Origin of the sequence: Kocuria sp. HSID17590, from assembly GCF_003989485.1 — a bacterium.
GTDB classification, from domain to species: domain Bacteria; phylum Actinomycetota; class Actinomycetes; order Actinomycetales; family Micrococcaceae; genus Kocuria; species Kocuria salsicia.
In genome coordinates this window covers 100,672-126,009 of record NZ_RBMB01000006.1, presented here as the reverse complement: position 1 = coordinate 126,009, position 25,338 = coordinate 100,672, and the positions used below count along the sequence as shown (strand labels likewise).

Annotated in this window: 20 protein-coding genes; 16 read left to right on the top strand and 4 right to left on the bottom strand. The window is 70.9% G+C overall.

Features of this window, described 5'->3' with window-relative positions; translation table 11 throughout:
• Positions 1 to 218: 218 nt before the first annotated feature.
• The 5 genes from glgX (at position 219) to D8M39_RS03490 (ending at position 8,798) form a co-directional block, all read left to right on the top strand.
• Positions 219 to 2,417 carry a glycogen debranching protein GlgX gene (gene glgX / locus D8M39_RS03510; protein WP_094394907.1) on the top strand — a complete coding sequence of 733 codons (2,199 nt, stop codon included), beginning with the start codon at positions 219 to 221 and terminating at the stop codon, positions 2,415 to 2,417.
• Between the two features lie 144 nt (positions 2,418 to 2,561).
• Positions 2,562 to 4,931: a malto-oligosyltrehalose synthase gene (treY, locus tag D8M39_RS03505; protein WP_094394905.1), complete on the top strand. Its 2,370-nt coding sequence runs from the start codon at positions 2,562 to 2,564 to the stop codon at positions 4,929 to 4,931.
• A gap of 3 nt (positions 4,932 to 4,934) precedes the next feature.
• Positions 4,935 to 6,755 (top strand): malto-oligosyltrehalose trehalohydrolase, encoded by a 1,821-nt coding sequence (gene treZ, locus D8M39_RS03500; protein ID WP_055085414.1) that lies wholly within the window; start codon positions 4,935 to 4,937, stop codon positions 6,753 to 6,755.
• A gap of 97 nt (positions 6,756 to 6,852) precedes the next feature.
• Complete coding sequence (mgrA, locus tag D8M39_RS03495) at positions 6,853 to 7,944, top strand: L-glyceraldehyde 3-phosphate reductase (protein WP_126874421.1); 1,092 nt, start codon at positions 6,853 to 6,855, stop codon at positions 7,942 to 7,944.
• A complete protein-coding gene (locus D8M39_RS03490; protein WP_055085417.1) occupies positions 7,941 to 8,798 on the top strand; it encodes a LysE family translocator in 858 nt (285 codons plus the stop codon). Before mgrA ends, D8M39_RS03490 begins: the two co-directional genes overlap by 4 nt.
• A 256-nt stretch (positions 8,799 to 9,054) precedes the next feature.
• Here D8M39_RS03490 and D8M39_RS03485 read toward each other — a convergent pair whose 3' ends face one another.
• Positions 9,055 to 9,852, bottom strand: coding sequence for a phosphatase (locus D8M39_RS03485; RefSeq protein WP_055083315.1), 798 nt, complete (start codon positions 9,850 to 9,852; stop codon positions 9,055 to 9,057).
• A gap of 10 nt (positions 9,853 to 9,862) precedes the next feature.
• Positions 9,863 to 11,164 carry a glycosyltransferase gene (locus tag D8M39_RS13130; protein WP_305778372.1) on the bottom strand — a complete coding sequence of 434 codons (1,302 nt, stop codon included), beginning with the start codon at positions 11,162 to 11,164 and terminating at the stop codon, positions 9,863 to 9,865.
• 109 nt (positions 11,165 to 11,273) lie between these two features.
• On the opposite strand from D8M39_RS13130, the gene alr reads away from it, so the two are divergent.
• From alr to tsaD, 6 genes are all read left to right on the top strand, one after another.
• Positions 11,274 to 13,250 carry an alanine racemase gene (gene alr / locus D8M39_RS03475; protein WP_126874427.1) on the top strand — a complete coding sequence of 659 codons (1,977 nt, stop codon included), beginning with the start codon at positions 11,274 to 11,276 and terminating at the stop codon, positions 13,248 to 13,250.
• A 181-nt stretch (positions 13,251 to 13,431) separates the two neighbouring features.
• Positions 13,432 to 14,148: a purine-nucleoside phosphorylase gene (gene deoD / locus D8M39_RS03470; protein WP_055083319.1), complete on the top strand. Its 717-nt coding sequence runs from the start codon at positions 13,432 to 13,434 to the stop codon at positions 14,146 to 14,148.
• Between the two features lie 5 nt (positions 14,149 to 14,153).
• Entirely contained in the window at positions 14,154 to 15,623 is a 1,470-nt protein-coding gene (locus tag D8M39_RS03465; RefSeq protein ID WP_126874426.1) for an MFS transporter, read from the top strand.
• 83 nt (positions 15,624 to 15,706) lie between these two features.
• Entirely contained in the window at positions 15,707 to 16,393 is a 687-nt protein-coding gene (gene tsaB, locus D8M39_RS03460; protein ID WP_055083321.1) for a tRNA (adenosine(37)-N6)-threonylcarbamoyltransferase complex dimerization subunit type 1 TsaB, read from the top strand.
• Positions 16,390 to 16,932: a ribosomal protein S18-alanine N-acetyltransferase gene (gene rimI / locus D8M39_RS03455; RefSeq protein WP_371413756.1), complete on the top strand. Its 543-nt coding sequence runs from the start codon at positions 16,390 to 16,392 to the stop codon at positions 16,930 to 16,932. The genes tsaB and rimI overlap by 4 nt, the downstream gene beginning before the upstream one ends.
• Positions 16,919 to 18,001, top strand: coding sequence for a tRNA (adenosine(37)-N6)-threonylcarbamoyltransferase complex transferase subunit TsaD (tsaD, locus tag D8M39_RS03450; RefSeq protein ID WP_055083323.1), 1,083 nt, complete (start codon positions 16,919 to 16,921; stop codon positions 17,999 to 18,001). Before rimI ends, tsaD begins: the two co-directional genes overlap by 14 nt.
• A gap of 132 nt (positions 18,002 to 18,133) precedes the next feature.
• Here tsaD and D8M39_RS03445 read toward each other — a convergent pair whose 3' ends face one another.
• Both D8M39_RS03445 and D8M39_RS03440 read right to left on the bottom strand, forming a co-directional pair.
• On the bottom strand, positions 18,134 to 19,279 hold the full coding sequence (locus D8M39_RS03445; RefSeq protein ID WP_126874420.1) for a glutamate--cysteine ligase: 1,146 nt from the start codon (positions 19,277 to 19,279) through the stop codon (positions 18,134 to 18,136).
• 97 nt (positions 19,280 to 19,376) lie between these two features.
• A complete protein-coding gene (locus tag D8M39_RS03440; RefSeq protein ID WP_126874419.1) occupies positions 19,377 to 20,735 on the bottom strand; it encodes a class I SAM-dependent methyltransferase in 1,359 nt (452 codons plus the stop codon).
• A 160-nt stretch (positions 20,736 to 20,895) separates the two neighbouring features.
• Here D8M39_RS03440 and D8M39_RS03435 point away from each other — a divergent pair, with 160 nt between their 5' ends.
• The 5 genes from D8M39_RS03435 to groES all read left to right on the top strand — a co-directional run bounded on the left by D8M39_RS03435 (position 20,896) and on the right by groES (position 25,320).
• Entirely contained in the window at positions 20,896 to 21,879 is a 984-nt protein-coding gene (locus tag D8M39_RS03435; RefSeq protein ID WP_126874418.1) for a siderophore ABC transporter substrate-binding protein, read from the top strand.
• An 87-nt stretch (positions 21,880 to 21,966) separates the two neighbouring features.
• Positions 21,967 to 22,950 (top strand): ABC transporter permease, encoded by a 984-nt coding sequence (locus tag D8M39_RS03430; RefSeq protein WP_055083352.1) that lies wholly within the window; start codon positions 21,967 to 21,969, stop codon positions 22,948 to 22,950.
• Positions 22,943 to 24,004, top strand: coding sequence for an iron chelate uptake ABC transporter family permease subunit (locus D8M39_RS03425; RefSeq protein ID WP_055083331.1), 1,062 nt, complete (start codon positions 22,943 to 22,945; stop codon positions 24,002 to 24,004). Before D8M39_RS03430 ends, D8M39_RS03425 begins: the two co-directional genes overlap by 8 nt.
• Positions 24,001 to 24,756 (top strand): ABC transporter ATP-binding protein, encoded by a 756-nt coding sequence (locus tag D8M39_RS03420; RefSeq protein ID WP_055083333.1) that lies wholly within the window; start codon positions 24,001 to 24,003, stop codon positions 24,754 to 24,756. Before D8M39_RS03425 ends, D8M39_RS03420 begins: the two co-directional genes overlap by 4 nt.
• Before the next feature lie 267 nt (positions 24,757 to 25,023).
• Positions 25,024 to 25,320, top strand: coding sequence for a co-chaperone GroES (groES, locus tag D8M39_RS03415; RefSeq protein ID WP_012397747.1), 297 nt, complete (start codon positions 25,024 to 25,026; stop codon positions 25,318 to 25,320).
• Positions 25,321 to 25,338 lie beyond the last annotated feature (18 nt).

Sequence of the window (25,338 nt, the reverse complement as noted above, 5' to 3'; positions counted from 1 at the left end):
CGAGGGCCGCTGGGCCGCGGCGGCCGCGCTCGGAGCGGGGCTGCACGCGCTCGCCTCGCGGGCCGGCGGAGAGGGCCCGGTGCCGCCGTCGGTGCTCGCAGAGCACGTGCGGGCGGTTCTCACCCGTCCGTGAGGCCGGGGGGAAGCGACTAGGGTGGGTGGTCGGCCGAGAACGGTGACCCGTGACCGGCCCCACCACACGCTGAGGAGAGAAGTACATGGAAGTTTGGCCAGGACACCCGTACCCGCTGGGCGCGACGTTCGACGGGACGGGGACCAATTTCGCGATCTTCTCCGAGGTCGCGGACCGCGTGGAGCTGTGCCTGTTCGACGAGGACGGCACGGAGACCCGCGTGGAGGTCACCGCCGTGGACAGCTACGTGTGGCACTGCTACCTCCCCTCCGTGCAGCCGGGCCAGCGCTACGGCTACCGCGTGCACGGCCCGTGGGACCCCTCCCAGGGGCTGCGGTGCAACCCGGACAAGCTCCTGCTGGACCCCTACGCCAAGGCCGTGGAGGGGGAGATCGACTGGGACGAGTCCCTGTTCTCCTACAACTTCGGCGACGAGGACTCCGAGAACCACCAGGACTCCGCCTCGCACATGATGAAGGGCGTGGTCATCAACCCGTTCTTCGACTGGGAGGGTGACCGCACCCCCCACACCCCGTACCACAAGTCGGTGATCTACGAGGCACATGTGAAGGGCCTCACCAAGCAGCACCCGGAGATCCCGGAGGAGCAGCGCGGCACCTACGCGGGCGTGTCCCACCCGGCCGTGATCGCCCACCTCAAGAAGCTGGGCGTCACAGCGGTGGAGCTCATGCCCGTGCACCAGTTCGTCCAGGACTCCACCCTGCTGGAGAAGGACCTGCGCAACTACTGGGGCTACAACACCATTGCGTTCTTCGCCCCGCACAACGAGTACAGCGCGGCCTCCCACCTGGGCGGCCAGGTGCAGGAGTTCAAGGCCATGGTGCGCGCGCTGCACCAGGCGGACATCGAGGTCATCCTTGACGTGGTCTACAACCACACCGCGGAGGGCAACCACCTGGGCCCCACGCTGTCCATGAAGGGCATCGACAACAACGCCTACTACCGCACCGTGGAGGACGACCAGAAGTTCTACATGGACTACACGGGCACCGGGAACTCTCTGAACGTGCGCCACCCGCACTCGCTGCAGCTGATCATGGACTCGCTGCGCTACTGGGTCACGGAGATGCACGTGGACGGCTTCCGCTTCGACCTCGCGGCCACCCTGGCCCGTGAGTTCTACGACGTCGACAAGCTCTCCACGTTCTTCGAGCTCGTCCAGCAGGACCCGATCGTCTCGCAGGTCAAGCTGATCGCCGAGCCGTGGGACATCGGCCCCGGCGGTTACCAGGTGGGCAACTTCCCGCCGCAGTGGACCGAGTGGAACGGCAAGTACCGGGACACCGTGCGCGACTTCTGGAGGGGCGAGCCCTCGACCCTCGGCGAGTTCGCGTCCCGTGTCACGGGCTCGGCGGACCTCTACGAGAACAGCGGCCGCCGCCCGTTCGCCTCGGTGAACTTCGTCACCGCCCACGACGGCTTCACGCTGCGGGACCTGGTGTCCTACAACGAGAAGCACAACGAGGCCAACGGCGAGGACAACAACGACGGCGAGTCCCACAACCGCTCCTGGAACTGCGGCGAGGAGGGACCCACGGACAACGCCGAGGTGCTTGCCCTGCGCGCGCGCCAGCAGCGCAACTTCCTGGCCACCCTGATGCTCTCCCAGGGCACGCCGATGCTCCTGCACGGGGACGAGCTCGGGCGCACGCAGCGGGGGAATAACAACGCGTACTGCCAGGACAACGAGTTGACATGGATCAACTGGGAGAAGGTGGACGCACCCCTGGTGGAGTTCACCTCCGTGATCACGCACCTGCGCCACGAGCACCCCACGTTCCGGCGCTCGCAGTTCTTCGACGGCCGACCCGTGGAGATGGGTGAGATCACCGAGGGCGACGCCATGCCGGACATTGCCTGGCTGAACACGGACGGCACCCCCATGGTCCCCGCCGACTGGGACGAGCCGCTGGCCCGCTCCGTGGGCATGTGGCTCAACGGCCAGGGCATCGCTGGGGTGGACATGCGCGGCCGACGGATCACGGACGACAACTTCATCGTCTACTTCAACTCCAACCCGGAGGCTGTGGATGTCACGCTGCCCCCGGCCGAATACGGCTACCAGTGGGGGGAGATCATGGACACCGCCGGCAAGCACGGGGGTGGAGCGGTGCGCGAGCACTCGACCGTGCTGAGCATGGAGGGCAAGTCCACCGTGCTGCTGCGGGCGTGGGAGGAGCCGGAGGAGGAGCCCGATGCCTCCGTGGCAGCCTCGGTGGCCGCCTCTGCGGCGGTCTACGCCGCCACGGCGGACGAGGTCTGAGGACACCGGCCGACGTCTGAGCGTAGGCACGTGGAACGCGCCGTCCCAGGGTGGGCGGCGCGTTCCTCGCCCCCTGTGGCGGTGGTTCTCTCGCCCCGGGCGGATGGACTGGCACGAGCGGGCGGACTCGGCAAGACTGGAAGGGTGCTGACACCCACTTCCACGTACCGCCTTCAAATCACGTCCGGGCAGGACCTCCACCGCGCCGCGGAGCTGGTTCCCTACATCAGGCGCCTCGGCGCGGACTGGGTCTACCTCTCGCCCATCCTGCGTGCGACGAGTGGCTCCGACCACGGCTACGACGTGGTGGATCCCACCGAGGTGGACCCCGAACGCGGAGGCTCCGAGGGTTTGACGGCGCTCTCGGAGGCCGCCCACGCGGCGGGGCTGGGCGTCGTCGTGGACATCGTCCCCAACCACCAGGGCGTGGCCGCACCGGAGCAGAACCCGTGGTGGTGGGACCTCCTGGCCGAGGGCCGGGACAGCCGCTACGCGGACGCGTTCGACGTCGACTGGGCGGCCGGCGGGGGCAAGGTGCTGATCCCGGTGCTGGGCGACGGGGACGAGGACCTCTCCGCGCTCACCGTCGAGGACGGCACGCTGCACTACTACGACAACGTGTACCCCCTGGCCGAGGGTACCTGGAGCGAGGGCGAGGACCCCGCCGAGGTGCACGGCCGCCAGCACTACGAGCTGATCAACTGGCGCCGCGGGGACTCCGAGCTGAACTACCGCCGGTTCTTCACCGTGGCCACGCTGGCGGGCGTGCGCGTGGAGGACCGCGAGGTCTTCGACGCGTCCCACACCGAGGTCTCCCGCTGGTTCCGCGAGGGTCTCGTGGACGGGCTGCGGATCGACCACCCGGACGGCGTGCGGGACCCGCAGGACTACCTGGACAAGCTCGCGGAGCTCACGGGCGGGGCGTGGACCGTGGTGGAGAAGATCCTCGAACCGGGGGAGTACCTCCCGGGTGAGTGGCGCACCGCGGGCACCACGGGCTACGACTCGCTGGGCTGGATCGACCGCGTGCTGACCGATCCCCGCGGGCAGTACGAGCTCGCGTCGCTGGACACCCGGCTGCGCGGCGGGGAGCCCGTGCGCTGGGCCGAGCTGATCCACGGCACCAAGCGCCGCATGGCGGACGCCGGGCTGGCCGCGGAGGTGCACCGGCTCGTGCGGGAGCTGCCTGAGGACTTCGGGCACGGGGACGAGGTGGCCTACGACGGGCTCGCCGAGATCCTCTCGAACTTCCCGGTCTACCGCACCTACCTCCCCGAGGGGGCGGAGCACCTGACCGTGGCCGTGGCCGCCGCGCGGCAGTCCAGGCCGGAGCTCTCGGACGTACTCGCGGACCTCGCCCGGGTGCTCGGCGCGGACGCGGCACACACGGAGGAGCTCACCGAGGTGGCCCGACGCTTCCAGCAGACCTCCGGCATGGTGATGGCCAAGGGCGTGGAGGACACCGCGTTCTACCGCTACACCCAGCTCACCTCTCTCACCGAGGTGGGCGGTGACCCCTCGGTCTTCTCCATGACCCCGGAGACCTTCCACGAGGCGGCCGCCCGGCGGCAACGCGAGAGCCCGCTGACCATGAACACGCTCACCACCCACGACACCAAGCGCTCCGCCGCCGTCCGCGCGCGGATCACCGTGCTCGCCGAGGACCCCCGCACGTGGTCCGAGACGGTGGACACACTGGTTGCAACCGGTCGGGAGGCCGGTCTGACGCTGGCGGACGGGCCCGCCGTGAACCTCGTGCTGCAGGCCCTGGTGGGTGCGTGGCCCATCGAGCGGGACCGCGCCGTCGACTACGCCATGAAGGCCGTGCGGGAGGCGTCCGTCTCCACCGCGTGGGTGGACGGGGACGAGGAGTTCGAGGCGGATCTCACCCGGTTCATCGACCTCGTGCTCACGGACCCGGGCGCCCGCGGCGTCGTGGAGGGCTGCGTCGCGCGGCTCGAGGGGCCCGGATGGGCCAACGCGCTCGCGGCCACCGCGCTGCAGCTGACCCTGCCCGGCGTCCCGGACGTCTACCAGGGCCAGGAACTGTGGGAGCCCTCGCTCGTGGACCCCGACAACCGCCGTCCGGTGGACTTCGCCGCGCTCGACACCCTGCTCACGGAGCTCGACGCCGCCGCGCCGGGCACCGAGCACGCCACGCCGCCCGTGGACGGCACGGGCGCCGCCCGCATGCTGCTGACGTCCCGGGTGCTACGGCTGCGCCGTGAGCGACCTGAACTCTTCGCGGACTACACGCCGCTGACCGTGCGGGGCGCGCTGGCCGAGCACGCCCTGGGCTACGACCGCGGCGGCGCGGCCACCGTGGTCACCCGTTTCCCCGCGACCCTCGCCGCAGCGGGCGGATTCACGGACGAGACCGTGGACCTGCCCGCAGGCACGTGGGAGGACATCCTCACCCGCCGCGAGCTCACGGCGACCCCCGGGAACGGGATCCATCTCGCCGACCTCCTGACCACCTACCCCGCGGCCATCCTGCGCAGGAAGGACGACTGACCCATGAGCTCAGACCACCGCTTCGACGTGTGGGCACCCCACGCCCGCACCGTGACCGTCCGCATCGAGGGCGAGGACCACCCCATGGTGGGTCTCGCGCAGCGCCCCGGCTGGTGGACGCTGCCCGACGACGACGCCGCCCCCCAGGGCACCGTGCGCTACGGCTACATCCTGGGCAAGGTCTTCGACGAGGGCACCCCCAAGGAGCGCGAGCAGGTCTCCCAGGTGCTGCCGGACCCGCGCTCGCGGCGCCAGCCCCAGGGCGTCCACGAGCTCTCGTGCACATTCGACCCGGACGAGTTCCCGTGGCACGACGCCGAGTGGCGGCCCCGTCCGCTCAAGGACTCCGTGCTCTACGAGCTGCACCCGGGGACGTTCACCCCCGAGGGCACGCTGGACTCGGCGATCGAGCGGCTCGACCACCTGGTGGAGCTGGGCGTGACCGGGGTGGAGCTGCTGCCCGTCAACGGCTTCAACGGGGACCACAACTGGGGCTACGACGGCGTCGCCTGGTACACCGTGGACGAGTCCTACGGCGGACCGGCGGCCTACCAGCGCTTCGTGGACGCGTGCCACGCCAAGGGCCTGTCCGTGATCCAGGACGTGGTCTACAACCACCTGGGCCCGAGCGGGAACTACCTGCCCCTGTTCGCGGACTACTTCAAGCCCGGGGCATCCAGCTGGGGAGACCTCATCAACCTGGACGGCTGGGGCGCGGACGGGGTGCGCGAGTACATCCTGGACAACGTGACCATGTGGTTGCGCGAGTACCACGTGGACGGCTTCCGTCTGGATGCCGTGCACGCCCTCGCGGACTCCAGCGCGAAACACATCCTCGAGGAGATCGCCGAGCGCGTGGCCGAGGAGGCGCAGCGCACCGGCAAGGACCTGGTGACCATTGCGGAGTCGGACCTCAACGACCCCCGCATGATCGCGGCCACGCACCGCCACGGTCTGGGCATGGACGCGCAGTGGCTGGACGACGTCCACCACGCCGCGCACACCGCGTTCACCGGCGAGACCCAGGGCTACTACGGGGACTTCGCGTCCCTGCACGCCCTCGAGAAGACGATGCACACCGCGTACTTCCACAACGGGACGTACTCCACGTTCCGCGGCCGCTCCCACGGCCGGGAGATCGACCCCGTGGAGCAGCGCCCCTACCAGTTCGTCACGTTCCTGCAGAACCACGACCAGGTGGGCAACCGGGCAGCCGGCGACCGCATGAACCAGTCCATGAGCGTGGACCGCGCGATCGCCGCCGCCACGTGGCTGCTGGCCCAGCCCTTCACCCCCATGCTGTTCATGGGGGAGGAGTATGGGGCGAGCACCCCCTGGCAGTTCTTCACCGCGCACCCCGAGCCGGAGCTGGGAGAGGCCGTGGCGAAGGGCCGCAAGGCGGAGTTCGCACAGATGGCGTGGGACCACGACACCGTCCCGGACCCCCAGGACCCAGCGACGTTCCAGCGCTCCAAGCTCAACTGGGACGAGGTGCACAGCGGGGACCACGAGCGGATCCTGAAGGCCTACCGGGACCTGATCGCGCTGCGCCGGGAGACCCCCGAGCTCACGGACCAGAACTGGGAGACCGTGGCCACCCAGGCGAGCGACTCCGAGCAGTGGTTCGTGCTCAAGCGGATGAGCGAGCCCGAGTCCGTGCACGGCGTCGTCGTCGCCATCAACCTCTCGGACGAGCCGCGGAACCTGCCGCTGATGGGCGGGGACGAGCCGCAGCTGCTCTTCGCGAGCGGCGCGCAGCCCGAGCCGGGCACGGACGGCACCGTGCGGCTGGCCCCGGAGACGGCGGCCGTGCTGCGCGTCTGAGCTGACCGCGCCCCACCGACGACGGCGCGTGGCTCCCTCCGGGGGCCGCGCGCCGTCGTCGTGCGAGGGCTCCCGCCGCGGTGGCACACTGGGAGCCATGCTGACATTTGGTGAGGGCACCGTGTGGACCGCGGCCGAGAACCGCTACGAGACCATGCCGTACCGGCGCGTGGGGGACTCCGGGCTGAAGCTGCCCGCGATCTCCCTGGGGCTGTGGCACAACTTCGGGGACGACAGGCCCGTGACCGGGATGCGCGAGACGCTGCGCCGGGCCTTCGACCTGGGCATCACGCACTTCGACCTCGCCAACAACTACGGGCCGCCCGCCGGCTCCGCGGAACTGAACTTCGGGCGCATCATGCGCGAGGACTTCGCCCGCTACCGCCAGGAGCTCGTCATCTCCTCCAAGGCGGGCTGGAAGATGTGGCCGGGCCCGTACGGGGGCGTGGGCGGCTCGCGGAAGTACCTCGTGGACTCGCTGGACCAGTCCCTGCAGCGCATGGGCCTGGACCACGTGGACGTCTTCTACCACCACCGCCCGGACCAGGAGACCCCGCTCGAGGAGACGATGCGGGCACTGGACCACATCGTGCGCTCGGGCAGGGCGAGCTACGTGGGCGTGTCCTCCTACAGCGCGGACCTCACCCTGGAGGCCCAGCGCATCATGCGGGATCTGGGCACGCCGTTGCTGATCCACCAGCCCTCCTACTCCGTGCTCAACCGGTGGGTCGAGGAGCCCGTGGCCGGGGCGGGCGGAAAGAACCTGCTCGCGGCGCTCGCCGAGTGCGGCATGGGTTCCATTGCGTTCTCCCCGCTGGCCCAGGGCATGCTCACGGACAAGTACCTCAATGGCGTTCCGGAAGGTTCGCGGGCCGCCGCGCAGTCCTCGCTCAACCCGGAGTGGTTGACGCAGCAGACTCTGGAGAGCGTCCGCGAGCTGAACTCGATGGCACGGGACCGGGACCAGACCCTCGCGCAGATGGCCATTGCTTGGGTGCTCCGCCCGCAGGAGCAGGGGCAGGTCACGTCCGCGCTCGTGGGGGCGTCCTCGGCCCGGCAGCTCGAGGACTCCGCCCGAGCGGTGCGCAACCTGGAGTTCAGCGCTGACGAGCTGCGGCGCATCGACGAGCTCGTCACGGACGCGGACGTCAACATCTGGGGTGCGGCCACCGCATCCAAGCACGCGTGAGCGGCGCGCAGTACGCCGCTCTGCTCGGGCTGTGGGTCGCCGGGATCGTGATCCCCGGCCCGGACATCTTCCTGATCCTGCGCAACGCCTTCCTCTCCACGCGGCGCAACGCGCTGTTCACGGCTCTCGGGATCATGGTGGGCAACGCCACGTGGATCACGCTCTCGCTCATGGGCGTGACGGTGCTGATCAGCGGCAACCACGTCCTCAAGCTGGTCGTGCAGATCGCCGGCGCCCTGTTCCTCGCCCGGATGGGCTACAGCTCGCTGCGCGGCGGGCTGGCGGAGCGTGCCGCGCGTGGGCCGGGCGGCGCCGGTACGACCGGTTCCGGGGCGAGTGCCGCCTCTGGAACGGGCGCCATCCCCGGTGGGGGCACGACCGTTACCACCGGGCCCGGTTCCGGGACGGGTCCGGCTGCGGGGCCCGACGTCGCGTGGGGCCTGCCCGGGGACGCCGCCGCGGACCCGCTGCTTGCGGAGGACGCGGTCATGCAGGAGGAGTTCGCGGAGCAGGGCCGCAAGATCGGCTTCCTGGGCACCGCAAACCTCACACCGTGGCGCGCGGTGGGGCAGGGCACGGTCACCAACCTGGCCAACGCCAAGGCCGTGGTGTTCTTCGTGGCACTCTTCGGCTCCGTGGTCCCCTCGGACATCCTGTGGTGGGAGGGTCTCGCGGTTCTGGGCCTGCTCGTGGCCGTGGGACTCGTGTGGTTCCTGGCGGTGGCCTGGGCGGGCTCCATCCCCCGGCTCGCCAGTCTCTTCCGGGAGCGCACCGCCGAGGTGGAGATGGTCTCCGGCATCGTGTTCCTGGTAGTAGCGGCGGGACTGCTCGTGGAGGCGCTGCTCGCCCTGTGAACCGGGGCCGGGCGGGCGTGACCTGGCCGCGCCGGAACCATGGGCGCGCGGCTCGACGGTGCCGGAACCGGCTGCATCGGGGCTCTCTGGACTGGGCCGCCCGCACCGGAACCGGCACGGCTGCCCCGCCCCGCGAAGCCCCCAAGACGACGAAGCCCCTAAGACGACGGTGCCCATACGATGACGGTGCCCGTACGACAACGGCGCCCGCCCCCGAGCACAGGGGCGGGCGCCGTCGTCGTCGTGGGGGTGGTGCTCAGGCCCTGTCCTGGCCCGCGAGCCCGGCGCGGGAGATGACGTAGTCCACGAGCGGGTCGTAGAGGTGCGGGGCCACGTTGTCGTCCATGGGCACGACCACCCGCAGCTGGCCCTGCGCCTCGGCGACGAAGACCCCGGGGTCGTTGCAGTCGCCGATGGCGATGGTGGGCAGGCCCGCCCGGGAGCCGGCCTCACCGGCCATGCCGTGGTCCGCGACCACGAGGTCCGGGGCCTCGCGCCCCTGCTCCTCGAGGTGCTCCAGCACGAGCCTCATGGGATCGGGGAAGTGGGTGTGGCGCAGGCCGCCGTACTGCTCGACCATCACGACGTCCTCGACCTGCCGCACGTCCCCGTCTTCGAAGGGCAAGGCCTCGTCGATCCGGATGACGCGGGCGCCGGAGGCCCTGGCGACGCGCGCGAGCCGGGCGTAGACGGGTGCGAGCCCGGCGGGGTGGCCGGTGGCGAAGAGCAGGCGCTTGCGGCCCTGCACGGCCTGGCTGAAGATCTCCGCGTACGAGTCCAGGGCGGCCACGCACAGCTGCGCGGAGATGGAGTCCTGGCCCTCGGCGTAGGAGGGGTCCTCGTTAATGCCCACGCGCTCGCGCATGAGCTCGAAGACGGAGTCCCAGTCCCAGTCCCGGGTGCGCACCACCCCCATGTGCTGGTGCTGGTCCCCGTCCAGGAAGCCCTGGATGTTGCGGAGGTTGGCCTCGCGGGGCGTGGCGACGGCCCCGGTGATGCGGGAGCGGTCCAGATAGCGGGCGAGGGCGTCACGGCTCAGGTACGCGGTGGTCACACGTGGGAGTTTAGGCGCTGGGAGCGGGCCGCGCACAGGCGAGGTACGTGCGGGCGTGCGCCGCGGCGACGTCGTCCCAGGTCAGCTCCTGCGCGCGCGCCTGTGCGGCGGGGGACATCGCCCGCCAGCGCTCGGGTTGGCTTGCCGCGCGGTGCATCGCTTTCGCCCATTCCGCGGGGTCCCGGCCGGGCACGAGCCAGCCGGTCTTGCCGTCGCGCACCGCGTAGCGCAGCCCGTCCACGTCCGTGGCCATGACGGGCGTTCCGCACGCCTGCGCCTCCACGGCCACGAGACCGAACGTCTCGGACGAGGACGGCACGGCGACGGCGTCCACCGCTCCCATGAGCCCTGCGAGTTCCGGACGGGGCAGGGAGCCGAGGAACTGCACGGCGTCCGTCACACCCTCCTCCGCCGCGAGCTCGTGCAGCCGGTCCAGGAACTCGGGCGCACCCACCCCCGCGAGGACCAGCCGGACCGGGGTCTCCTGGTGCTCGCGCCGCAGCAGCCCCAGGGCGCGCACGAGGACCTGCTGGCCCTTCAGCGGCTGGACCCGGCCGGCGCACAGCACCGTGAAGGGGCGGGCAGGATCGGTGGCCTCCCGGTCCGCGTCGAGGTCCGAGTCCCGGTCCGAGGGGCCGAGGACGGGACGGGCGGCTCCCGGGTGGAAGACGGTGGTGTCCACGCCCGGGGGGATCACGACCACCCGCTCGGGCCGCGCGCCGTAGAGCTCCACGACCTGCTCCCGCTCCGCGGGGGTGTTCACGATGGTGCGGCAGGCACGGGCGACGGCGTCCCGCTCGGCGTCCTCGCGCTCGCGGGGCTCGGGGGACTCGTCCGGCCCGGCGCGCAGGTTCTTGGCGGCGGCGGAGGTGTGCAGCGTGAGCACCACGGGGACGTCCACGCCGCGGGTCACCTCGACCGCCGCGGCCTCGAGCGCGGCCACGCCGGAGAGCCAGTAGTGGGCGTGCAGCACGGCCGGGAAGTCGCCCTCGCGGTCGTAGTGGGCGGCCAGCGCCCGGCCGAACTGCGGTGCGAACCCCGGCAGGCCGGACTTGGGGGTCTGTGCGGCACCGGTCAGGGCCACGGTGAGCAGCCGCACGCCGTTCGCCACTGTGGTGGCCCGGACCCCGGCGTCGTGGACCGGGTCCCGGTCCAGGGTGGCCATGTCCACGCGCCAGCCCGCCTGGGCGAGGGCGCGCGCGAGGTGCCACACGTAGACGTTCAGCCCGCCGGCGTCCCCCGAGCCGGGCTGGTCCACGGGAGAGGTGTGCATGCTGAGCAGCAGGACGTGGCGCGGATCGGGGTGGGGCACGCGACCAGCCTACCGGCGCGCGGTCCGGGCGCGGCGTCGTCGTCCGCCGCACGGATGCACGGAGAACGCACGCCGGGTGCGGCAGGGCACAATGGGGAGCGTGAGTGTGATGACGTCGTGGCAGCCCCAGGAACCCAGCGAGCGCAGTGCGGTGGTGGATCTCTCCGCCGTGTGGCACAACGTGGTGAGGCTCACGCAGCTCGCCAGGGGCCGGAAACTGATCGCGGTGGTCAAGGCGGACGCCTACGGCCACGGCGCCCCGGAGGTGGCGCGCACGGCGCTCGCCGCGGGCGCGCACATGCTGGGCACGGCGCACGTGTCCGAGGCCGTGGCGCTGCGCAACGCGGGGATCACCGCTCCCGTCATCGCGTGGCTGCACACGATGTCCACGGACTTCGACGAAGCGCTGCACCGTGACGTCCGCCTGGGCGTCAGCGGCTGGGAGTTCGACGCCGTGCTGCAGGCCGCGCGGCGCACGGGCGTCACCGCGGTGGTGCACCTGAAGCTCGACTCCGGCCTCGGCCGCAACGGCGCCACCCCGCGGCAGTGGCCGGACCTCGTGGAGCGTGCGGCCCGTGCCCAGCAGGAGGGCCTGCTCACCGTGGAGGGGGTCTTCACGCACCTGGCCGTGGCGGACGAGCCCGGCCGCCCCGAGACGCAGGAGCAGCTCGACGCCCTCACGGAGGCCGTTCGCACGGCCCGCCGCGCCGGGCTCACGCCCTCGCTCGTGCACGCGGCCAACACCCCGGGCCTGCTCTCCGCGGACCAGCTCGCGGACCCGGACTCCATGCTCCGGGACGCGGTGCGCGTGGGTCTGGGCATCTACGGTCTGAGCCCGTTCGAGGACCGCACGCCCGAGGAGTTCGGGCTGATCCCCGCCATGACGCTGCGCGCCCGCGTGGCCAACGTGAAGGCCGTGCCCCGGGACAGCGGCGTCTCCTACGGACTGAGCTACCGCACCGCCAGGGACACGCACCTGGCGCTGATCCCCCTGGGCTACGCGGACGGCGTGCCCCGCGTGGCCACGGGCGCCCCGGTGCGCATCGGCGGCCGGGTGTACCCCGTGGTGGGGCGGATCGCGATGGACCAGTGCGTGGTGGACCTCGCGCTGGGGCGCACGGTCACCCCGGAGGGCGTCCCCGCGGGGGAGCCGGTGGCGGACGAGGCCGTGGACCCGCTCGTGCACGTGGGGGACGAGGCCGTGCTCTTCGGCGCGGGCGACCACCCCTCCGTGACCGAGTGGGCGAACGCCGCGGGAACCATCAACTACGAGGTGGTCACGCGGATCTCCCCGCGTGTGCCCCGCGAGTACACGAGCCACAGCCACCTGACGCTCGGCGACGTGACGGTCTCCCGCAGCGCGAGCGCCCTGGCCGCCCACAGCCTGCCGCAGGACCCGCGCCCCACGCGGGCCTCGGACGGGGAGGCCTTCGAGCAGCCCAACTGGACGCTCACCCTGCACCCGGGCAGCGCCGAGGACACGCAGCGGATCGCCGAGCGTCTCGCACCGCACCTGCACGCGGGGGACCTGGTGATGCTCAACGGAGAGCTCGGCGCGGGCAAGACCACGTTCACCCAGGGCCTGGGCCACGGGCTGGGCGTGCGGGAAGGGATCATCTCGCCCACGTTCGTGCTCAGCCGGCGCCACCCCAACCTGCCTGACGGTCCCCGCCCCGGCGGCCCGGACCTCGTGCACGTGGACGCCTACCGGCTGGACACCGCCGCGGACGTGGACACGATCGACCTCGAGGACACCCTGGACACGTGCGTCACGGTGGTCGAGTGGGGCACCTCCAAGGTGGAGCACCTCAGCGGGTCCCGGCTGGTCGTGGACTTCGTGCGGCCGCAGGGCGTCCTGCCCGCCGCGGGGGAGCACCCGGCTGCGCCCACCCTGGCCTACCAACGGCACGCGGGCGACGTCGACGGCGACGACAACCACGACGGCGACGTCGGGGACGGTGCCGTGGCGCAGGCGCTGCAGGCGCTCACCGACGAGTGGGAGGGCGAGGAGCAGGACGGCGACGAGCCGCGCACCCTGATCCTGCGGGGCTACGGGCCCCGCTGGTCGGACCGCCTGGACCTCTGAACCGGGCCCCGGCGCACCCTGCACCGGCCCCGTGGCCGCGCAGTTCTCCGGGCCCCGACGTGCCACAATGAAGGCAGCACCACTGCCCACCGCAGACGGTGCGACCCCAGGGGGACCCGACGGCGTCGTCGTTGCCCCGAACTCGGCCGGACCCGACGCGGAACGACCCGAGGAGGACCGCTTGTCAGCGCCATCCACACCGCACATCAACCCGCAGGGCGCCCCGATCGCCGAGACGATCCTGCTCCCCGGAGACCCGCTGCGGGCGAAGTTCATCGCCGACACGTTCCTCGAGGACGCCGTGCAGTTCAACTCCGTGCGCAACATGCTCGGCTACACCGGCACGTACCAGGGGCGCGAGCTCTCCGTCATGGGCACCGGCATGGGGATCCCCTCCATCGCGCTGTACAGCTGGGAGCTGATCCACGTGTTCGGCTGCACCAGGCTGGTGCGCATCGGCTCCTGCGGGGGTCTCACGGCGGACCTGGCGCTCAACGACCTCGTGCTCGCGCAGGCGGCGTCCACCGACTCCAACTACCTGGCGCAGTTCGACCTGCCCGGCACGTGGGCGCCCACCGGCTCCTTCCGGCTGCTGAACCACGTGCACCGCGCCGCCGAGGACCGGGGGATCCCCGTCCACGCGGGCAACGTGGTCTCCTCGGACACCTTCTACCACGCGCAGGACGACACCACCGAGCGCTGGGCGCGGATGGGCGTGCTCGCCGTGGAGATGGAGACCGCGGGGCTCTACGCCAACGCCGCCGCGGCGGGAGTCGAGGCCCTGGCGATGTTCACGGTCTCGGACAACCTGGTGACCCACGAGAAGATGACCCCGGAGCAGCGCCAGACGGGCTTCGCGCAGATGATCGAGCTGGCCGCAACGGTGACGGAGCTGTGAACGAGATGAACCACCCCGAGAAGACCCCGGACCTCGCGTCGGGAGCCGGTGCCGAGAGCGCCGCCTCGACCCCGGCGGGCCGCCCCGCAACCGGCGTGAATCCCCGCCGCGCCGTGCCGGTCCTGCTGTTCCTGTTCATCTTCTGCCTGGTGGTGGACCAGGGCTTCAAGTTCACGTCCCAGCCCATGGCCGCGGCGCTGTCCCTGAGCGAGTCCACCGTGAGCCTGCAGGCCACCCTCACGGGCGTGCTGATCGGCATCGGCGCCGTGGTCTACTCAGCGCTCGCGGACTCCGTGGCCATCCGCAAGCTGCTGTACCTGAGCATCGGGCTGATCGTGGTGGGCTCGGTGATCGGCTTCGTGGGATCCGCGTCCTTCGGCGTGGTGCTCGTGGGCCGGGTGGTCCAGACGGCGGGCCTCGCCGCCGCGGAGACCCTCTACGTGGTCTACGTGACCAAGCACTTCCAGGGCGTGGAGCTGAAGAAGTACCTGGGCTTCTCCAACATGTCCTTCCAGCTCGCCTCGCTCATCGGCACGCTGGTCTCGGGCTTCCTGGCCACCTACGTGTCCTGGACGTGGATGTTCCTGATCCCGCTGCTGATCGTGCTCTCCCTGCCGTTCATCAGGACGCGCGTGCCGGACGACGTCGCGCACACGAGCTCCGGCGTGGACGTGTACGGACTGTTCCTGGTGGGTGTCATCGCCACCGGACTGATCATGTTCATGCAGGACTTCACGTGGTGGTGGATCCCCGTGGTGGTGGCCACGGTGCTGTTCGTGCACCACGTGCGCACCAACTCCCGCGCGCTCGTCGACGCGTCCTTCTTCACCAACCGCCCGTACATCAGCGCCCTGGTGATCGTGTTCATCATCTACTCGGTCAACCTGGCGTTCGTGTTCCTGTTCCCCTTCGCGATCCACGGCGTGCACGGCATGGCCATGGACAAGGTCTCGCTGCTCACCATTCCCGGCTACGTGCTGGGCGCGTCCACCGCGGCGATGTCCGGGGCAGTGAGCCGGCGGCTGGACTCCAAGCAGGCCGTGACCCTGGCGCTGTGCCTGCTGGCGCTCGCGCTCGCGGTGGCCGGGGTGTTCATCAACGTGTCCGTGGTGGCCATGGTGGTGGCGATGGCCATGTTCTCGGTGGGCTTCGGACTGCTCTACGCACCGCTGATGTCCAGCGCGCTGCTGCTCATGCCCGCCGCGAAGTCCGGCGTGGCCGTGGGCTTCTACAACCTCGTGATCAACGTGGCCTCCCCGATCGGCGTGGCCTACACGGCCATGCTGATGTCCTCGAAGCCCACGTGGTTCGCGGGGCTGAGCGTGGGCGGTTCCGCCGAGGGGGACTACTTCTCCACCATCCTGTGGTTCCTGGTGGGCATCACCCTGGTGGGTCTGGTGGTCTACCGCGTGCTGTTCGGTCTGATCGAACGGAACAACGCGAAGGCCGCCGAGCGCCTGACCGCGCAGCAGTAGCCGCGCCCGGTCCGAGAGGCCTCTCCGCCGCCCCACCCGGGCGTGCGCGGAGGGGCTTCTCCGTGCGGGCTTAGACTGTCCGGGTGCTTCTGCTGAGTCTGGATTCCTCGTCCATCGCGTCCGTGGCAGTGTCCCGGGACGGTGAGGTGCTCGAGCGCTTCGACACCACCGACACCCGCTCGCACGCCGAGGCCCTGGCCCCGGCGGTGCAGGACCTCATGACGCGGGCCGGACTCACCGGCGCGGACCTCGACGGCATCCTGGTGGGCACCGGACCCGGACCGTTCACCGGCCTGCGGGCCGGTCTGGTGAGCGCCCGCGCCCTCGGCTTCGCCTGGGACCTGCCCGTGCACGGCCTCTGCTCGCTCGACGCCGTGGCCCACCACGTGGCGCCCCTCGCGCTCGCGGCGGGGGAGCCGGAGTTCGCGGTGGCCACGGACGCCCGCCGCAAGGAGCTGTACTTCCGCCGCTACCGGCTCACCGGGTCGCACGACCGCCCGGAGGCCGTGCCCGCGGGGGAGCCGGGGGTCGCGGCGCCCGAGGACCTCCCCGGGATGCCCTGCTACGGCTCGGGCGCGGGCCTCTACCCGGACCGTGTCCCCCGGCCGGCCGCGCAGGGCACGGACGTGGCCCCGAGCGCGGCGGACCTCGCCCGCGCCGCGTGGGCGCTCACGAGCCGCGGCGGCGAGCTGAGCACGGACACCACACCCCTCTACCTGCGCGAGTCGGACGCCAAGGTCCCCGGGGCGCCCAAGCGGGCGACTTCGTGACGCCGGGCGAACCCGTGGTGGCCGCGGCGGCGTCGCTGCCCCGTGGCTACGCGCTGCGGCCCATGCAGCCGGGGGACCTGGAGACCGTCCACGCGCTGGAGACCGAGCTGTTCCCCGAGGACGCGTGGCCCGCGCAGATGTTCCACGAGGAGCTCGCCCACCCCACCCGTCGCTACTGGGTGGTGACCCGGGAGCGGGAGATCGTGGGCTACGCGGGGATGATGTGCATCCCACCCGTCGCGGACGTCCAGACCCTCGCGGTCGCACCCGCCCACGAGGGCCGGGGGCTCGGCGCCACGCTGCTGCGCGTGCTCCACGAGGCCGCCGTGGCCCAGGGGGCCACCGAGATGATGCTGGAGGTCCGGGCGGACAACCCCCGCGCCCAGGCGCTGTACCGCCGCTTCGGCTACCACCACATCCACACCCGCGCCCACTACTACGGGCCGGGCCACGACGCGCTGATCATGCGCTGCGAGCTGACGCCCGAGGGATCCGTGGAGCGCAGCGCGGACGGAAGGACCATCCATGAACACCGCTGAACCCCTGGTGCTGGGCATCGAGTCCTCGTGCGACGAGACCGGCGCGGGCATCGTGCGCGGCACCGAGCTGCTGACCAACACGGTCTCCTCCTCCATGGAGCAGCACGTGCGCTTCGGCGGGGTGATCCCGGAGATCGCCTCCCGCGCGCACCTCGAGGCCTTCGTCCCCACCGTCCGCGCGGCGCTCGCGGAGGCGGACGTGAGCCTCGCCGAGGTCGACTCGATCGCCGTGACCTCCGGGCCCGGACTCGCCGGGGCGCTCATGGTGGGCGTGGCGGCGGCGAAGGCCCTGGCGGTCGCCACGGGCAAGCCCCTGTACGCGATCAACCACCTGGTCGCCCACGTGGGGGTCGGGCTGCTGGGCGACGGCGGCGAGCTGCCGGAGCACCTCGGGGCCCTGCTCGTCTCGGGCGGGCACACGGAGATCCTCGCCGTGGAGAGCATCACGAGCGACGTGCGGCTGCTGGGCTCCACGATCGACGACGCCGCGGGCGAGGCCTACGACAAGGTCGCCCGGCTGCTCGGACTCGCCTATCCGGGCGGGCCGGCCATCGACGCCGCGGCCGCCGACGGCGATCCCCGCGCCTTCGCGTTCCCGCGCGGTCTCACCGCCGGCAAGTACATGGGCTCCGCCGAGAAGCCCGGACCACACCGCTACGACATGTCCTTCTCCGGACTGAAGACCGCGGTGGCGCGCGTGGTCGAGACGTTCCAGGCCGCGCGCCAGCCCGTTCCCGTGGCGCACGTGGCCGCGAGCTTCCAGGAGTCCGTGGTGGACGTGATCTCCCGCAAGACCGTCCTGGCCTGCACCGAGCACGGGATCACCACGCTGCTCATGGGCGGGGGAGTGGCCGCGAACTCGCGGCTGCGGGAGCTCGTCACCGAGCGCTGCGCACGCCACGGGATCACGGTGGTGGTCCCGCCGCTGTCCCTGTGCACGGACAACGGTGCGATGGTGGCCGCACTCGGCGCGCGGCTCGTCTCCCGGGGCGTGGCACCCACGGGGATCGAGTTCACCGCGGACCCCGGCCTGCCCGTGACCACGGTGGCCGTGCCCGCCGCGGGCTGACCGGGCCGGCCCACCTGGGCCGCGACGACGGACCCGGGCGGGCGAATCCCAACCTCCGCGGCCGCCCCCAACCGGGACGACCGAGAACCGGGCCGTGCGCGAGTCGGCCGGCCGTGCGGCGTCGTGCCCGGCTCAGCGCGTGGTGCGGTTGCGCTCCACGATGTCCATGACCACGGCGCGCAGGTCCCCGCCGTTCTCCTGGGCCACGCGGCGCTGGCGCTGGTAGCCGGTGGCGCCGTTCATCATGGTCTCCACGTGGGCGAGCTCGTCCGCGCAGTCGAGCTCCCGGGCCAGCGGCTCGAGCTTCTCGAGCAGCTCCGTGAGGTCCTCGGTCACGAGCCGTTCGTGGTTCTGGGCGTCCTTCACCACGATCGCGTCGAGCCCGTAGCGGGCGGCGCGCCACTTGTTCTCCTGGTGGTGCCACGGGGGCATCACGGGGATGGGCTCCCCGCGGTCCAGGGCGCGGGAGAAGGACTCCACGAGGCACTGCGTGAGAGCGGCGAGCGCCCCCACCTCGCGCAGGGTGGAGGGCCCGTCGCACACGCGCATCTCCACGGTGCCGAAGCGGGGGACGGGGCGGATGTCCCAGCGGTTCTCGGAGATCTCCTCGATCACACCGGTGGCCACCAGGTCCCCCACGTAGGACTCGTACTCCTCCCAGGTGTCGAAGTGGAAGGGCAGCCCCGCCGTGGAGAGCTGCTGGAAGATCAGGGCGCGGTGGGACGCGTAGCCGGTGTCGTGGCCGTTCCAGTACGGCGAGTTCGCGGACAGCGCCAGCAGGTGCGGGTAGTAGTTCATGAGTCCGTCCAGCACGGGCAGCGCCTTGTCCCGGTGGTTGATGCCCACGTGCACGTGCAGGCCGAAGATCACCATCTGGCGGCCCCAGTACTGGGCGCGGTCGAGCACCTTGTAGTAGCGCTCCTTGTCCACCACCGGCTGCTGGGTCCAGTCGGAGAACGGGTGGGTTCCCGCACCGAAGATCTCGAGCGAGCGGGGGTCGGTGACTTCGCGGATCAGGTCCTGCGTGCTGGCCAGGTCCGTCACGGCCTCCCCGACGGTCTCGCTGATCCTTGTGACCATCTCCACGGTGTTCTGAAGGAACTCGCCCGTGACCCGTGGGTGGTCCCCCTCCTCACCGAGCTCGGGATGCTCGGCTGTCACTGCTTCGAGGACCTCGTCCGCGCGCGGGGCGAGTTCGCCCGTGGTGCGCTCCACGAGGGCGACCTCCCACTCCACGCCGAGGGTGGAGCGGTCTGAGCTGTGGAAATCAATGTGCACGGCGTGGTCCTCTCGTGGGTGCGCCGGAAACGGCGGTCGTGACCGTACCCGGGGACGCCGTCCCCGGGCCCCGCCCGTCACTGCAGCACAGGGAGCATCAGTTTACGGGGTGCACGGCGAGCACCACGCGACGTTCCGTCCCGGCATCATGCAGCCGTGTCATCACCAGCGTCGCACGCCCGCAACCGCGTGGTGCGAGCTGCCGGCGCAGCTGCTCGGGTGTGACGTCCGTGCCGCGTTTCTTGATCTCCAGGGTGCCCACGTCGTGCTCCCGCACCCACCTCTTGAGAACCTTCACGGTGTGGGGGAGCACCTCCCGGACCTCGTACGCCCGGGCCAGCGGGGTCTCCACGAGCGTGTCCGAGCTCAGGTAGGCGATGGCGGGGTGGACGAGGTGCGCGCCCAGGTGCTGGGCCAGGTCCGTGACGAGCCCCGCGCGGATCACGGCGCCGTCGGGCTCGTAGAGGTAGCGGCCCACGGGCCCCAGCAGTTTGCCCTCCGGGGCCGGGGACTGCCAGGACGCGGAGGTCAGTTCCGCCGCGGCCGGCGCGTTCTCCGCCGTCTCGGCGGGTTCCGTGTCGCCAGTCTCGTGCACCGTGCTTTCGAGGGCCGTGCTCCCGGGGGCCGACGACGCCGTTGCGCCGCCTCCGCGGCCCAGCACGAGTGCCGCGCGGGCCACCGTCGGGCGGCGCACCGCGTTGAACCACAGCACCGCCTCGACCACGTCCCCGCGGTCGGAGATCCACTGCGCCTCTGCATCCGCGGGCACGTGCTCGTGCGGAATGCCCGGGCCGATCTTCGCGCCCACCGCGAGGCCGTCGGCGGCCAGACCGGTCACGAAGGACAGGGGCGGGGAGAACGCCTCGGGGTCGAAGATCCTGCGGGTGCTCCCGGAACCCGTGACCCGGCGTGCCGGGTCGAGCCACACGCCGTCGACGGGGCCCGCGTCCAGATCGGCGAGGTCGAGGGTCTCGGCGTCCGCGCAGACCACGCGGGCCCGGTCCCAGCCCGTGAGGTTCACGGTGGCCACGGCGGCGGTGAGGGGGTCCCGCTCCACGGCGGTGACCGTGCGGTCCAGGGCCGCCAGTGCGAGCGAGTCCGCACCGACCCCGCAGCCCAGGTCCACCACGTGCTCGATCCCGGCCTGCGCGAAGCGCTGCGCGTGCAGGGCGGCCACGGACCAGCGCGTGGCCTGCTCCACGCCGTCGCGCGTGAAGACCATGTGCTGGGCGTAGTCCCCGAACTTGGCGCGGGCCTTCGCGCGCAGCCGCGACTGGGTGAGCGCGGCCGAGACCAGCTCGGGGGAGTGGCCGCGGGCGCGCAGGGACTTGCTGACGCTCAGCGAGGCGGCAGGGTCGTAGGGGCCGAGCTCGTCGAGCAGGCGCAGCCCCTCGGGGGTCAGCAGCTGGGCCAGACCCGCGGCCTCGGGGTCCTGGGGTGCGGGGGAGGTGTTCACCGTTCCATCACACCACGCCCGGGCGCAACGGGGTGTCGCACCCCGGGGAGCCGCAGGTCACGGGAGGATTCCCACTGGATTTTCAGGTTTTATTTAGGTTAGGCTCACCTTATGGCTGGCCGCCTGCACCAGACGATGCCACGAGATTGCGAGTAAATTCATGTCTTCCAACCGACTGTTCCCCGGGATCGCCCTGTGCGCGGTGGCGTCCTTCGCGCTGGTCGGGTGCGGCTCCGGCGGCTCCTCCTCGGACTCCTCCGCCAGTGCCTCCGCCTCCACGGTCACGATCCAGGACGACAAGGGCGAGCAGACCGTCGACTCCCCGCCCAGCTCCGTGGTCGCCACGGACAACCGCGTGTTCGAGACCCTCTCGGACTGGGGCGTGAAGCTCAAGGCTGCGCCGAAGACCCTGATCCCGGACACGATCGCCTACAAGGACGACGACAGCATCGTGGATCTCGGATCGCACCGCGAGCCGGACCTCGAGGCCATTGCCGGTGTGGACCCGGACCTGGTGATCAACGGCCAGCGCTTCTCGCAGTACTACGACGACATCAAGAAGCTCGTCCCGGACTCCGCGATGCTCGACCTGGACCCGCGCGACGACCAGCCCCTCGACTCCGAGCTCAAGCGCCAGGTCTCCGCCCTGGGCGAGGTCTTCCAGAAGACGGACGAGGCCGACAAGCTCAACGATGATCTCGACAAGGCCGAGCAGCGCGCCAAGGACGCCTACAAGGACCAGTCCGCCATGGGCCTGATCGTCTCCGGCGGCGACATCGGGTACGTGGTGCCCAAGACCGGTCGCACGATCGGCCCGCTGTTCGACATGGTCGGCCTGAAGCCGGCCCTCGAGGTGGAGGGCTCCGACGACCACCAGGGCGACGACATCTCCGTCGAGGCCATCGCCAAGGCGAAGCCCGAGCTGATCATCGTGATGGACCGTGACGCGGCCATCAGCTCCTCGAAGGACGCCACTCCCGCGTCCGAGGTGATCGAGAAGTCCGAGGCCCTGAAGGACGTCCCCGCCGTGAAGAACGGCAACATCGTGCACCTGCCGGAGGACAGCTACACGAACGAGGGCATCCAGACCTACACGGAGATCCTCAACGAGATCGCCGACAAGCTGGAGAGCCAGAAGAACTGACCGCACTCCGCCCAGGAATGTCGTCAACGGTGCCCCGCGGGAACGTCCTCGCGGGGCACCGCCACGAGTGAGGAAAGCGCACAGGTGATGGTCTCCACGGCCCGACGCACGACCGCCGCCCCGGGGGTGCTGCGCGACTGGAAGTTCTGGTTGGCGCTGCTCGTGGTGGCGGGGCTGCTCGTTCTCTCGATCTTCACGGGGGTCGCGGACCTCGGCGACGGGGGTGGCGGCAGCCGTTTCCTCGCGCTGACCCGCATCCCGCGCACGATCGCCCTCGTCCTGGCCGGCGCGGCCATGGCCATGTCCGGACTGGTGATGCAGCTGCTGACCCAGAACCGGTTCGTGGAGCCCACGACCACGGGCACCACCGAGTGGGCCGGGCTGGGGCTGCTGGTCATGATGATCCTCTTCCCGGACGCGTCCCTGACCGTGCGCATGGTCGGGGCGATCATCGCCGCGTTCCTGGGCACCATGGTCTTCTTCGCGTTCCTGCGCCGGGTCACCCTGCGCTCCTCCCTGATCGTGCCGATCGTGGGCATCATGCTCGGCGCGGTGGTCGGGTCCGTCTCCACCTACCTGGCGCTGGTCACGGACCGGCTGCAGAACCTGGGTGTCTGGTTCGCGGGCAGCTTCACCTCTGTGCTCAAGGGCCAGTACGAGACACTGTGGATCGTCGCCGTCGTGGCGGTGCTGGTGTTCGTCACCGCGGACCGGCTCACGGTGGCCGGGCTCGGTGAGGACATCGCCACCAACGTGGGGCTGAACTACAACCGCACCATCCTCATCGGCACGGGCCTCGTGGCCGTGGCCACCGGCGTGGTCACCGTGGTGGTGGGCAACCTGCCGTTCCTGGGGCTGATCGTCCCCAACGTCGTCTCGCTGTTCCGCGGCGACGATCTGCGCTCCAACCTCCCGTGGGTGTGTCTTCTGGGCGTGGGCCTGGTCACGGTGTGCGACCTGATCGGGCGCACCATCATCATGCCGTTCGAGGTGCCCGTCTCCCTGATCCTGGGGGTCGTGGGTGCCGCGGTGTTCATCGCCCTGCTGCTCCGGAGCCGCCGCCATGCCTGACACCGCCACGCACGACGCCGCGGTGACCCCCGCACCGCGCCACGACCCCGCCCGCGAGGGCTCCGCGGCCTTCACCTCCCCGGCCCACCGGCGGCGCTACTGGATCGTCCTGGTCTGCCTGCTGCTCGTGGGGCTGGCCTTCTGCCTCGGAATCCTCGCGTGGGACAACCCCCTGCCGTTCGGCACCAGGGGCTTCTGGCGCATCGCCGAGTCCCGTGCCACGAGCGTCGTGGTGATCGCGATCGTGGCGGTGAGCCAGGCCATGGCCACCGTGGCGTTCCAGACGGCAGCGAACAACCGGATCATCACGCCGTCGATCATGGGCTTCGAGTCCCTCTACGTCCTGATTCAGACCTCCGCCGTCTACTTCCTGGGCGCCGTCGGCGTCACCGCGATCCAGGGCCTGCCGCAGTACGCGGTGCAGGTGGGCCTCATGGTGCTCTTCGCGCTGGGACTCTACGGCTGGCTGCTCTCCGGAAAGTACGGCAACGTGCAGATCATGCTGCTGATCGGCATCGTGCTGGGCGGTGGCCTGGGCTCCGTCTCCACGTTCATGCAGCGGCTGCTCACCCCGAGCGACTTCGACGTGCTCAGCGCGCGGCTGTTCGGCTCGGTGTCCAACGCAGACGCGAGCTACTTCCCGCTCGCCGTGCCCCTGTGCGCCCTGGCGACCGTGGCCCTGTACCTGCACTCGCGCAAGCTCAACATCCTGTCGCTGGGCAGGGACGTCTCCACGAACCTCGGCCTGAAGCACCGCAGGGAACTGATGACCACGCTGTTCTGGATCTCCATCCTGATGGCCGTCTCCACGTCCCTGATCGGGCCCATGACGTTCCTGGGCTTCCTGGTGGCGATCCTCGCGTACCAGTTCTCGGAGACCTACGACCACCGGTACGTGTTCCCCATGGCCGCGCTGATCGGCTTCGCAGTGCTCTCGGGCGCCTATTTCCTGTTGAAGAACGTGTTCTACGCGGAGGGGGCGGTGTCCATCATCATCGAACTGGTGGGTGGCACGGTGTTCCTCGTGGTGATCCTGAGGAGGGGTCGGCTGTGATCCAGCTGGGCAAGCTGTTCAAGGACTACGGATCGGGGACGTCCATCGGGCCGGTGGACCTCGAGATCCCGACCGGGGGAGTCACCGCGCTGGTGGGGCCCAACGGGGCGGGCAAGTCCACGCTGCTGACGATGATGGGCCGGCTGCTGGGCCCGGACGCCGGGACCGTGGTGATCGGCGGTCACGACGTGACGACGACGCACCCGCGCAAGCTGGCCACGGTGGTCTCCACCCTGCGCCAGGAGAACCACTTCACCGCGCGCCTGACGGTCCGCCAGCTGGTGGCGCTCGGGCGCTTCCCCTACACGCGGGGGCGGATCAACCGGGAGGACGAGCGGATCATCTCCGAGTCCATCGAGTTCTTCGACCTCGGCTCCCTGCAGAACCGCTACCTCGACCAGCTCTCCGGCGGCCAGCGCCAGCGCGCCTACGTGGCCATGGTGCTGTGCCAGGAGACCGACTACCTGCTGCTCGACGAACCGCTCAACAACCTGGACATGCGCCACTCGGTGCACATGATGCACCACCTGCGCCGCGTGGCGGACGAGCTGGGACGCACCGTGCTGATCGTGCTGCACGACATCAACTTCGCGAGCCACTACTCGGACTGGATCTGCGCCGTGAAGGAGGGCAAGGTCGTGGAATTCGGGACGCCCGAGGAGATCATGACGGACGAGACCCTCACCCGGGTCTTCGAGACCCCGGTGACGTGCCACGACGGGCCCAACGGCAGGCTCGCCGTCTACTACTGAGACCCGTGCGCGCGACCGCGCGGGCGGCGTCGTCGGCCAGCTTTCAGCCCACAGGGGAGCGGTGCGGCGCCGCCTTGACCGGGCGCGGGCGGCCTCCCTACAGTGATTCTTGGCACTCTCGTAGCGAGGGTGCTAAAGGCCAGGCGCTCAATCGGCACCGCGACGACGGTTGGCACGCCAACTGGCCTGTGGCGCTCGCGGCCGTGGGACCCCACGGCACTGCGCGGGCGCACACCGTCTCACACGCCTAGAAGAAAGGGAGAGATCGTGTCGGTCTCCATCAAGCCCCTCGAGGATCGCATCGTGGTTCAGCCGCTGGCCGCTGAACAGACCACCGCTTCCGGTCTGGTCATCCCGGACACCGCCAAGGAGAAGCCCCAGGAGGGCACCGTCCTGGCCGTGGGCCCGGGCCGCGTGGACGACAAGGGCAACCGCATCCCCGTGGACGTCAACGAGGGTGACCTGGTCATCTTCTCCAAGTACGGCGGAACCGAGGTCAAGTACAACGGCGAGGAGTACCTCGTGCTCCCGGCGCGCGACGTGCTGGCCGTCATCGAGAAGTAACCACCCCACGTCTTTCGA